10 protein-coding genes are annotated in these 11,337 nt (G+C 60.7%); all 10 read right to left on the bottom strand.

The annotated features are described in order from the left end of the window. Positions 1-5: 5 nt before the first annotated feature. Genes ACYZTM_RS03940 through ACYZTM_RS03895 form a run of 10 tightly spaced genes read right to left on the bottom strand, consistent with a single transcriptional unit; the run spans position 6 to position 11,006 of the window. Positions 6-1,142 carry a glycosyltransferase gene (locus ACYZTM_RS03940; RefSeq protein WP_461987179.1) on the bottom strand — a complete coding sequence of 379 codons (1,137 nt, stop codon included), beginning with the start codon at positions 1,140-1,142 and terminating at the stop codon, positions 6-8. Further along, complete coding sequence (locus tag ACYZTM_RS03935) at positions 1,135-2,103, bottom strand: glycosyltransferase family 2 protein (protein WP_461987177.1); 969 nt, start codon at positions 2,101-2,103, stop codon at positions 1,135-1,137. Before ACYZTM_RS03935 ends, ACYZTM_RS03940 begins: the two co-directional genes overlap by 8 nt. Continuing rightward, complete coding sequence (locus ACYZTM_RS03930; RefSeq protein ID WP_131062629.1) at positions 2,100-3,467, bottom strand: O-antigen ligase family protein; 1,368 nt, start codon at positions 3,465-3,467, stop codon at positions 2,100-2,102. The genes ACYZTM_RS03935 and ACYZTM_RS03930 overlap by 4 nt, the downstream gene beginning before the upstream one ends. Then, positions 3,464-4,552, bottom strand: a complete 1,089-nt coding sequence (locus ACYZTM_RS03925; protein ID WP_461987175.1) for a glycosyltransferase family 4 protein — start codon at positions 4,550-4,552, stop codon at positions 3,464-3,466. The genes ACYZTM_RS03930 and ACYZTM_RS03925 overlap by 4 nt, the downstream gene beginning before the upstream one ends. Continuing rightward, complete coding sequence (locus ACYZTM_RS03920; protein ID WP_461987173.1) at positions 4,549-6,141, bottom strand: GumC family protein; 1,593 nt, start codon at positions 6,139-6,141, stop codon at positions 4,549-4,551. The genes ACYZTM_RS03925 and ACYZTM_RS03920 overlap by 4 nt, the downstream gene beginning before the upstream one ends. Positions 6,142-6,158: 17 nt before the next feature. Beyond that, on the bottom strand, positions 6,159-7,184 hold the full coding sequence (locus tag ACYZTM_RS03915; protein ID WP_131062632.1) for a polysaccharide biosynthesis/export family protein: 1,026 nt from the start codon (positions 7,182-7,184) through the stop codon (positions 6,159-6,161). Between the two features lie 23 nt (positions 7,185-7,207). Further along, a complete protein-coding gene (locus tag ACYZTM_RS03910; RefSeq protein WP_131062633.1) occupies positions 7,208-7,855 on the bottom strand; it encodes a CpsD/CapB family tyrosine-protein kinase in 648 nt (215 codons plus the stop codon). After that, on the bottom strand, positions 7,856-8,602 hold the full coding sequence (locus tag ACYZTM_RS03905; protein ID WP_131062634.1) for a sugar transferase: 747 nt from the start codon (positions 8,600-8,602) through the stop codon (positions 7,856-7,858). Then, positions 8,599-9,657: an NAD-dependent epimerase gene (locus ACYZTM_RS03900; protein ID WP_131062635.1), complete on the bottom strand. Its 1,059-nt coding sequence runs from the start codon at positions 9,655-9,657 to the stop codon at positions 8,599-8,601. The genes ACYZTM_RS03905 and ACYZTM_RS03900 overlap by 4 nt, the downstream gene beginning before the upstream one ends. After that, positions 9,654-11,006, bottom strand: a complete 1,353-nt coding sequence (locus tag ACYZTM_RS03895) for a UDP-glucose dehydrogenase family protein (protein ID WP_461987169.1) — start codon at positions 11,004-11,006, stop codon at positions 9,654-9,656. The genes ACYZTM_RS03900 and ACYZTM_RS03895 overlap by 4 nt, the downstream gene beginning before the upstream one ends. Positions 11,007-11,337 lie beyond the last annotated feature (331 nt).

Here is an 11,337-nt window from a genome sequence, read left to right as displayed (position 1 = left end):
TCCTCTCAACGGTTTTGCTCAGGGCTCCACTGGGCGTACCGCTGCCCCCGCAGGAACTGCCACAGACCGATACTCATCCCGGCCAGGGTCACCAGAAGGAACGCGGCGAGGCGAAAGAGTTTGGGTAAACGGTGTTGCGAATCCAGCAGGCCGGCGATGGCCACGGCGTAACCGAGCAGTTGCGCGACCAGGCTCAGGCGATAGAAACCGTGTTCTTCCCACAGCCAGAAATTGCTCAGCAACAGCGGCAGCAACAGGATCGGCGCCAGTCGGCGGATCAATTTGTGGCTGATCAAGGCAATCGAATACAGGCCATGCTTCAGCGGATTGAGCAGCTCGCGGCGCTGGGCCAGGCTTTGCAAACCCCCGACGGTGACCCGTTGGCGACGGCGGAACTGTTTGTCCGCTTCATCGACGCCTTGGTCGATCACCTGCGCCTCGGGCACATAGACAATTCGCTTGAATGCCATCGGTGCGCAGGTGCTGATGAAGAAGTCATCGTTGACCTCGGCCGGGATGTCCTGGAACAACTCACGGCGCAGGGCGAGCAGGGCGCCGTCGGCGGAGACCATGCAGCCAGTGCGGTTTTCCACCCTGCGCAGCCAGCCTTCGTAATGCCGATAGAAGCTGTCGCCGATGCTCAGGCCACCGCCGGTGACCGGGATCACCATGTGCCCGGCGCACGCGCCGACCTGCGGGTCGCACAGGGGTGCAAGCAGGTGACCGAGGGTGTTACGGGACCATTGGTTGTCGGCATCGGTGAACACCAGAATATCGCAGGTGCTCAACGCAACGCCGGCATTCAGGGTCGCGGCCTTGCCCTGGCGGGGCAGGTCGAGAATGGTGATGCGTGGGTCCATGACCTTGCGTGCACAGGCCACGGTGTCATCAGTCGAACCATCGCTGGCCAGAATGATCTGCAGCGAGGCTGGCTGATAATCCTGAGCGAGCAAGGTGCGCAGTTTGTGTTCGATGTGCCGCGCTTCGTTGTGCGCGGCAATCACGATGCTGATGTTCATCGGTTCCGGCGGCGCATGGCGCCGCGAAGCAAAAAACGGCGCCAGCAGCGTCAACAGCAGCGGATAACCGAGATAGGCGTAAACCGGCAGCAACAGGCACAACCAGAAAATGAACTCAGCCACGGGCGGGCCTCCTGGCATTCCAATGACAAAGACTGAGGATGAACGCGGCACCGGCCAGTTGCAGACGCACCCAATGCAGGCCCCAGAGTTGCAGCGTCAGGCCCAGGTCACGGTGTTTCATGCTCTGGCGCATGCTCAGGGCGAGCGCGGGCAGACTGGTCACCAGCAAGAAGAACAGTGTCAGATGGACTTGGCCGTTGAGCAGGGCAAAAAGCGCCGCAATGTCCAGCACCCAGGCGGCTATCGACAGCATTGGGAAGCGCAGCAAACGCAGGCTCATGCCGTTGCTGCGCAGTAACTGCAGGTGACTGCCCTGACGCCAGAATTCCTTGCCCATCCATTCGCGCCAGCTGGCTTCATAACCCCAATGCAAGGCAACGCTCTGGTTGACCGACAGCAGGCGCGCACCGGCGTGGGAAAGGCGCATGGTGAAGTCCTTGTCCTCGCCGGTACGCAGGCTTTCATTGAAACCCCCGACCGTGTCGAACCAATGGCGGCGCATCAGCAGGTTGGCGCTGGGCAACCAGCGCACGGTTTGCACCGTTTCCGCACTGGGGCGCAACAGCCGGCGTTGCCAGGCATCGGCATACCAGGGGGCTTGCGCCGGGGTGTGCAAATCCAGTCCGAGGACGTCGACATGAACCGCAGGCTCGATTCTCAATAACAGGGTCAGCCAGTCCTCGGGCACTTCGATATCGGCATCGAGGAAGGCCAGCCATTTACCGGTGGCGACGGCAGCGCCGCGATTGCGCAAGGCGCCGATCAGCAAGCCCGGCAGCACCAGCACTTGCGCGCCCATTTGCCGGGCGATGTGCGGGCCCTGATCCTCGGAGCCGTTGTCGGCCACGATCAGTTCGCATTGCACTCCGGCGGCGATGGCGGCGCGTTGCGCAGCCAGCAGGGTCCGGGCGATGTGTGGGGCTTCGTTGTACATCGGAATGACAATGCTGATGCGGGTCATGCCTTGGCCTCCACGAGTGGGCTTTCTTCGGCTTTCAAACGCAGCACGCTGGTCAGGGCGAGCATGATCCACACGTACTTCTGGTTGGGTGCGCTGAGGAACATCAAAAACAGGGTCAGCGACAGAAAACTCATGCTCAGGTGCGTCAGCAAATCCGCCTGCTCTCGGTTGCGTCGCTGCATCCACACACGACGGGCGCGGACCAGGTTGTACAAGCCGAGGGTGAGCATGCCGACAAACAGCAGGCCGGCGGGAATCCCCAGTTCACTGAAGATTTCCAGGTAGGTGTTGTGGGCGCGGCGGTACAAGTCGCCGATTTTGCGGTTGGCCGAAAACGCCTTGGCATACCCGGTGGTGGCGTAGTGCAGCGGGAACGTCCCGGGGCCGGTGCCCAGCAGCGGGTTCTCGCGGATCATCTGGCTGCCGACCACAATGTACGAGGCGCGACGGCCGAGGGATTGATCCTGACTCTTGGCGCCGGCGCTCAAAATGCTCAAGGACTGTATGCGCTCGATGTAACCCTTCGGCATCGCATAAAGGGCCAGCGGAATCACGATCACCAGACCCAGCATCGCGAACCCGAGATGCCGTGGACGGATGCGTTTCAGCTCGGCGCGGTAGTGCCAGGCGCCAATCATCAGGCTGAGGAACAGCACCACCAGCCCCGAACGGGATTCGGTTTTGGTCATGCCGCCCAGCAGCAAAATGCAGCACCCGACCCAGAACAGCCGATGCAAAAAGTTCGGACTGCGGACCACCAGCAGCAAGGCGAGTGGCACGGCGAAGGCGATCAGCATGGCAAAGGCGTTCGGGTCTTCCAGCAGGCCTGCGGCGCGCCCCTGGTCCTGATACTTGCTGGAGAACACCGCCAGCACGCAGGTCGCCGTGACACTGAGCGTGACCAATCTGGCGAACAGGTCCATGTTCAGCTCGCGGCCGATCAGCAGGGTGATCACAAACAGCACCAGGCCGACACTCAGTTCCCGCAGATGCCCCATCGACATGGCCATGTTATCGGTGTTGATCACGCTCAGCAGGTACAAGACCATGAACCAGATCAGGTAGCGCCAGATGTTGCTGCGCAGGCGCTCGGACGGGAGCTGGTGGATGGCCAGTTGCAGCATCAGGATCACGGCCAGTGAGGCGCCGAGGAACTTGGTGCCCGACAGCGAACTGTCCTTGAAGAAACCTTCGAACGGTATCAGTGCCGCGATCCCGAGCAAGCCCCAGGCCGGTTTGCGGTAAAGCAGCGCGACACCCACCAGGGCCAGCACCGCCCCCGGCGCCAGATACGGATAAGGGCTGGCCAGCAAACCGAGGCAGACCAGGCCAAACAAACTGACGATCGAGAGCGGAAAGATCACGCGCGTGCCTCCCGTGCAGTACGGAGATAAAGTTGCGACCAGCGTTCGGCCAGGGCCTTGAGGTCGTAACGGTCCAATTGCGTACGTTTTGCGTTGTCGATCAGTTCGCGGGCCATGGCCGGTTCAGTCAACAACGAGCCGATCTGGCGGGCGAGGGCGGCGCTGTCGGCAGGTGTCGCCAGCAGGCCGTTGTGCCGGTCTTGCAGCACATCGGGAATCCCGCCGACGCCAAACGCCACCACCGGCACGCCGGCTTGCATCGCTTCGAGCAGAATCATCGGCGTGCCTTCGGTGCGCGAGCTGATCACCAGCGCATCGAGTTGCTGCCACCACTTACCCATGTCGGTCTGGTAACCCGGCAGGGTGATGCGGTTTTGCAAACCTGCTTCGTTGATGCGCGCCAGCAGCGTCTCCCGTTCCGGGCCGTCGCCGAGCATCACGGCGTCCAGTTGCGGGTGTTGCTGACAGAGTGGAATCAGCGCATCGAGAAAAAAGTCCGGGCCTTTTTCACTGCTCAGCCGTCCGACGTAACCGGCCAGCCAACGCTGGCGGTCCACGCTGTGCGGCAGCAGTCCGGTAGCCGCCGGTAAACCATTGGGAATCACTTGCAGCTTTTCCGCACGGACACTGGCCTGGCGGCACAACACGGCAATGCTTTCGGCGACGCAGACCACGCGAGTTACCGACGCGGTGCGGCACAGTTGCAAGCTCAGCCAGGTGTAGAACTTCTGCTTGCGGCTGCGCGGGGTAAAACCGTGTTGCGTAATCACCAGCGGAAGGCGCAACAACGTTGCGCCCACCCAGCCAAACAACAGGCCCTTGAAGTTGTGCGTATTGATCAACGGCCGTTCCGCCCGGCGCTGGCGCAAATGCGCGAGCAATGGCCCCAGCCCCGCGCAGCTCCGGCAGTCGACCCCCGCCTGGCGAAACCGTGCGATCAGGTCTGGCGGCGCATCGAGAAACAGCACCTGGTGCTGCCCCGGCGTCGCCAGGCAATGGTCCAGCAGCATCCGCTCAGCCCCGTAGAAGCCACCGCTGCTGAGCAAATGAATGATCGGCAGGGAAGGGATGAGCGGCGCGTTCAATTGCGCACCCAATGCACGAGGCCAGGCACGGACCAGTTGCTGTGCGGATTGGTCGGTTCCACGTTTTGATCGTTGATCACCAACAGCACCGGCAAGCCCAGTTCGTGGGTGATTTGCGCTGGGTGTTTGAAACGGTGATCAAAGAACTCACGCACATAGACCAGGGCAATCGCCAGCAAGAGACCGGTGAACAAGCCGAACGGAATGATCAGTATCGGTTTCGGGAACGCGGCTTCGGTAGGCTCATACGGCGGGCTGAGTACCCGTGCGTTGGACAGGTCGTTGTCCAGCGAGCGAGAGGTGCTGCTTTCGGCGAAGCGCTGGGCGTAAGTCGAGAACGCCGCGTGCAAGCCGTTGATCTCGGTGTCCATCTGCCGCAGCTTGCTCTGGGTTTTCTGCAACTGGTGGATGCGGTCTTTGAACTCGGCAATGCGCGCGGTTTTCTGGTTGATCACTGAACTGACAACGGCCAGGTCGGTGGTGCGCTCCTGAATCCGGTTGCTGACCACTTTCAGAAACTGCTGACGGGTGCGGGCGATTTGCTCGCGGGTCAGCAACATCGGCTCGCTGCTTGGCTGGAAGATCGCCAGGTCGTTCATGTAGCGGCTGACCTGAGTGGTCAGGGCCTCACCCATCTGTTTGATCTCGCGATCTTCAAACGCCACGTTATCCACGGTGGTGGTGAAGGTGTAGGGGAAGGTGTAGTCGTTGAGTTTGGAGTTGCTGGCAGCGGCCAGGCTGGTTTTCAGGTAGTCGAGCCAGCGTTGGCTTTGCAGCAGGCGGTCGCGGTACAGGTTGAGCGCTTGCTCCTCGGTGTTGATGGCGTTGAGGCGGAAGGTGATTTCTTCCTTTGGATCGGACGAGCCGACTTCTTCAAGCAAGGCCAGCCGAGTGCCTTCCAGGCCATCGAGCCGCACTTGGTACTGCTTCTTTTTGGTTTCGTAGAACGATTGTGGCAAGTCGATGGACTGCAGTTCCTGACGGCTGGTCAGGTAGTTCTGCAGCAAGGTTGCGACAAACTTGGTGCCTTGGGCCGGATTGTCAAAGCTGTAGATGATGGAAATCACGTTGGAGCCTGGCAGGGTCTCGATTTTCAGACTGTCCATCGCCTCTTGGGTCAGTGCATCCAGCACCGTGTCGCGCACCGGATCGGTTTCCAGGCCAAGAGTGGCTTTCACCGGGTTGATCACGTATTCGCGCAGCGGGGTGGTGACGTACTCTTTGATCGGCTGGGTCACCAGTTTGTTGAACACGCCAGGGGTGGGCGTGTACTCACCCTTGTCGCGCAACTCGCTGATGGTCTGCCGAATCAACGCCGGTGAGCGCAGGATATTGCTCTCGGTTTCCATGTCCGCCAGGGACGGTGGAATGAACGAGGCGTTCTCCTGGTTGAGGGACGTCGTGGCGTCTCCCTGGGAAAGTTTTTTGGACTGCACGATCACCTGGGCGGTGATATCGAAGCTCTGTTTGAGCATCAGCGGCAAGACCAGCGCGATCACTGCAAAGAGCAGGAAGACTCGCTTCACCAACTGCTTGTTGGCGAAGAAGATCCTGAAGAACTCGTGCAGGTAGTTTTCCTTTGGATTCATGGTCGGTCACCTGAGAGTTAGTTGCTGTCACTGTCTTTGTTGTCGACGCGGTAGCCGAAGCTGAAGCCCACGCCCTGGAACAACACCACGTCCGCCAGTTGCCGCGCGAGCTCACCGGCGCTGGCCAGTTTGGTCTTGGGCACATAGAGCATGTCGTCCGGTTGCAGGTACGCAATCTGCGACGCATCGCCCGACAAGGCTTTTTCCACGTCATAACGCACGGCCTGAACCTGGTTACCGTTGCGACGCATGATCACCACCGAATCGAGCCGCGCCTTGGTGTTGCTGCCACGGGCCAGGGTCAGTGCTTCGAGCACCGAGACCGGCCGGCGGATCGGGTAGGAACCCGGTTGGCCGACTTCGCCCAGCACGTAGATTTCATTGCCGGCGGTGGACTTGAGCAGCACGTCGACTGTCATCCGCCCCGGCAGTTGTGCGTAGCGTTTGTTGAGGAAGGTTTCCAGTTGATTGACGGTCATGCCTTGCAATGGCACGGCGCCGATTTCCGGGAAGCTTGCGTAGCCGTCGGTGCCCACGGTGATCTCCCGGCTCATGCCGGTACCCGGGTGGTTCAGGGCACTTTTGAGGTTCGCCTCTTCGCTCAGCGGGCTGAGGACCTGCACGGACAGCTGATTGCGGTTAGGCTGGAACAGCTGCTTGCGTTGGTAGACACGCTGGATTTCCTGACGCGCTTCTTCGGACGACAGCCCGGCGATTTTCACCGAGGTGTTGGCGCCCGGCAGTTCAATGGTGCCATCGGGCAGCACCAGTTGATTGCCGTTGAGCTGGCTGGCGGCAGTGAAGTTCAGGCCGACCTGGTCACCGGACTGGATGCGGTAGGCACTCGATCCGGTGGTGCTGATGCGGAAGATCACGTCCAGCACATCCTGTGGCCGCAACGTCTGTTCGACCTTGGGCATGTCGGTGGCCTGGGCATTGGCCGGCGCGGCCGTGAGGATATTCACCGGCATGTGCTGGGTTTCGGAAGTGCTGGAGCAACCTGCAAGCGGCAGCAACAGCAGGACAAGCATTTTGGCGTTCATGTCGTCATCCCTTTCTGGTTGCTTTACAGGTTTTTGTACAGCCACTTCGGCATGTAGTACTTGCGCCGGTTGAAGACGCTGCCGACCAGTTTCGCGCCGGCCTGGGTCAGGCGCTGAACCGCCGCCTGGGCCACTTCCCAGCGCGTGTCTTCAGAGCGCACGACCATGATCACGCCGTCCACCTGGGTGCTGATGATCATGGTGTCGGCGGCGGAATACACCGCGTCACCGTCGATCACCACAAAGCGATACTGACTGCCGAGCTGATCGAGCAACGGGCCCAAGAGTTCGGGTGTCAGGTGTTCGTTGCCGCGCACAAACCGGCCGTTGGGCAGGATGTGGAAGGGCAGGCTGGAGACATTCACCACGCAGTCCTGCAGCAGTGGCGGGCTCTGGGTGTTGAACAGCAGGTCGCGAAAACCGCGCTCTTTAGTCAGCCCCAACTGCTGGGTGAGGTTGGTCGCCGAATGGCTGGCATCGACCAGTAACACTTGGCCGCTGCTCATTTGCGCCAGTTGGCTGGCCAGCGCCAGGGCACTGGTGGTGGTGCCAGCGCCGGGGTTGGCGGCGGTCAGGAACAGGATCCGCAGATCAAGATCGAGCACGGTCGAAGTCAGATTGGACTCGCTCGGGTTGGCAATGCTTAGGCTTTTGGCTGATGAACCGTCCATTTAACTCGCTCCGTGGCCGCTGAACACTTTGAAGGGGGTTTTCAACAGGATCTTCAGATCAAGCAACAGGCTCTGCTCGGCGATATAGCTGAGGTCCAACTCAACGCGCTGGTCGAAGTCGATATTGCTGCGCCCGGAGATTTGCCACAGGCCGGTCATGCCGGGGTAGATGCTCAGGCGTGCAAGGTGATTGTCCTTGTAGCGGTAGGCGTTGAACGAGGTTGGGCGCGGGCCCACCAGGCGCATGTCGCCTAAAACCACATTGATCAGGTTCGGCAGCTCGTCCAGGCTGCTTCGCCGCAGGAAGCCACCGATGCCGGTGATGCGCGGATCCTTGTCGATTTTGAAATCAATCGCGTCGGCACCGTGCTTGTTCAGGTGACGCAGGGACTCCTTAAGCTCCTCGGCGTTGGCCACCATGGTGCGGAACTTGTACATGCCGAACTTGCGACCGCGGTAGCCCGTGCGTTTTTGCACGAACATCACCGGCCCCGGGCTGCTGAATTTGATCGCCAGTGCCAGGCCCAGCAGGATGGGCGAGATCATCACCAAAATCACCAGCGCACCGAAGCAGGCGACAACGCGATTGGTGCGCGACAACGTCCACGGCCGACCGCCGTCACGGCCGGTCATCCAGCCGCGACCCTGCATATGGATCGCGGTATCGAGGCGCATTCGGTGCTCCGGGTCGAGGCGCTTGTCTTGGCGCATCTGTTGCACGGGCACCGTTTTTTCATGTCCAGTCATGGAATCCTCCGCTGAAGTTCAGCCGCTAGCGGCGCGTGGGCGATAGGCAGTGGGTAGTAATCGCGGAACCAGGCGATAAAGCGCCCGAGTCCCTCATCCAGCTCGATACAAGGCTGAAATCCGGTTGCCCGAGCCAGGTCACTGGCATCGGCGCAGGTGTTGAACACATCGCCTGGCTGCAAAGGCAGCAACTCGACGAGGGCTTTTTGTCCTAGGTGTTTTTCCAGCAGCGCCAGGTAATCCTTGAGCTCAACCGGGTGCTGGCCGCCGATGTTGTAGATCCGCCACGGCGCCATGCTGCTGGCCGGGTCCGGTTGTTCGCGGTCCCATTCGGCGTTGGCTTGCGGTGGACGTTCGATCAGGCGCGTGATGCTTTCGATGATGTCGTCGATGTAGGTGAAGTCGCGCTGGTGCTCGCCGTAGTTGAACAACTTCAACGGCTGACCTTCGGCAATCGCCCGGGCAAACTGGATCGGCGACATGTCGGGCCGGCCCCAAGGCCCGTACACGGTGAAAAAACGCAGGCCGGTGCAGGGAATGCCGAACAGATGGCTGTAGCTGTGGGCCATCAGCTCGTTCGCTTTCTTGGTCGCGGCGTACAGCGACAGCGGGTGGTTGACGCCGTCCTTCACCGAGTAGGGCGTGTGCTGGTTGGCGCCGTACACCGAACTGGACGAGGCGTAGATCAGGTGCTTGACCGGGTGGTTGCGGCAGCTTTCGAGGATGTTGAGGAACCCGTTCAAATTGCTGTCGAGGTAAGCCCGAGGGTTTTCCAGGGAGTAACGCACCCCGGCCTGCGCCGCGAGGTGAATCACCACCTCGGGTTTTTCACGGACAAACAGTGCCTCGATGGCCGGACCATCGGCCAGGTCAACCGTCGCGAGCTGGAAAACGCCAACCTGCTCCTGCACCCAATCCACGCGGTCGTGTTTGAGTTGCGGGTCGTAGTAGTCGTTGAAATTATCCAGCCCGCACACGTCGTGCCCGTCGCGCATCAGCCGCAATACGCAGTGGGCACCAATGAAACCGGCCGCTCCGGTGACGAGAATCTTCATGGTCGCGGCGCCTCGGGAACGATGTGCCGCAGGCCGATGCCGCTGTAGTGCAAACCGGCCGCCGCCACTTGTTCCGGGTTGTAGAGGTTGCGACCGTCGACGATCACCCGTGAACGCAATTTGCTCGCCAGCAAGTCAAAGTCGACCACGCGGAAATTCTTCCACTCGGTGCAGATCACCAAGGCGTCGGCGTCTTCCAGGGTGTCGTCGCGGGTGGCGCACAGGTGCAAGTTATTGCGGTAGCCGTAAATGCGCCGGCATTCAGACATGGCTTCCGGGTCATAAGCCTGCACGCTCGCGCCTTCGGCCCACAGCGCTTCCATCAGGTAACGGCTGGGGGCTTCGCGCATGTCATCGGTGTTGGGCTTGAACGCCAGGCCCCAGATTGCGATGGATTTGCCGGCCAGCCCGTTGGGGAATTGCGCTTTCAGTTTGCTGAAGAGGATGTGGCGCTGACTGTCGTTGACGTCAGTGACGCTGCGCAGCAGACGCAACGGCATGCCATTGTGTTCAGCGGTGTGCAGCAGGGCGCGCAGGTCCTTGGGGAAGCACGAGCCACCAAAGCCGCAACCGGGGTAGATGAAGTGGTAACCGATGCGCGGGTCCGAACCGATGCCTTTGCGCACCGCTTCGATGTCCGCGCCCAGCAGTTCGGTGAGGTTGGCCAGTTCGTTCATGAAACTGATGCGCGTGGCGAGCATCGCGTTGGCCGCGTACTTGGTCAGCTCGGCGCTGCGGTTGTCCATGAACATGATTTTTTCATGGTTGCGGCAGAACGGCGCGTAGAGCTCGCTCAGCTGGCCGCGGGCTTCGTCGTCGTCGGTGCCGACGATGATCCGGTCCGGGCGCATGCAATCGGCGAGGGCGCTGCCTTCCTTGAGAAACTCGGGGTTGGACACCACCCGCACGTTCAAGGCGATCTTGCCGCGGCGATGCAGTTCTTCGTTGGCGGTGGCGGCCACCTGGTCCGCGGTGCCGACCGGCACGGTGGACTTGATGATCAGTGTGCGATCGGCCTCCATGTAACTGGCGATCTGGCGGGCCACATTCAGGACGTGGCTCAGGTCGGCCGAACCGTCTTCGTCGGCGGGCGTGCCGACGGCGATGAAAATCAGCTCAGCGTGTTCGACCGCATCGCTGGCCTGGGTCGTGAACAGCAAACGGCCGGCCTTGATGTTCTCTTCCAGCGTGCCGGATAACCCCGGTTCGCTGATCGGTGGCACGGCCTGTTGCAGTTGTTTGATCTTGTTCGGATCAATGTCGACACATAAGACGCGATGCCCGACATCGGCCAGTGCCGCTGCTTGTATCAGGCCGACGTAGCCCGTACCAAATACGCTCACGTCCATATTGGCGTGCCTCGTAAGACGGTTGAAAGAACTGAAATAAGACTGTCAAAAGGGGTATAGCCCAGCGCTGGGAAAACGTGTCAGCAAAATGACATGTTGCTTTGCTAGAACAGCCCCAATTTCGGGGCGATTTGCCATCAAGTGCTTGCCGCAGCTGGATTTGCCGCGGTTTTGGCAGGTTTTTCACATTTCGAAGAAAACGATAAACGGTCGTAAGGCTTGAAATACAAGGGTTACAGCCGGTCAGGTGTGTCAGATTTGAGTCAACGTTTTTTTGACGCTTTGTCGAAAAACCCGACATTTCTTGCGCTTTGATGTCCCGGTGCTAGTG

The organism is Pseudomonas sp. MDT2-39-1 (assembly GCF_054898085.1).
The sequence above is the reverse complement of the archived record's forward strand: the minus strand, read 5'-3'. Positions and strand labels throughout refer to the sequence as shown.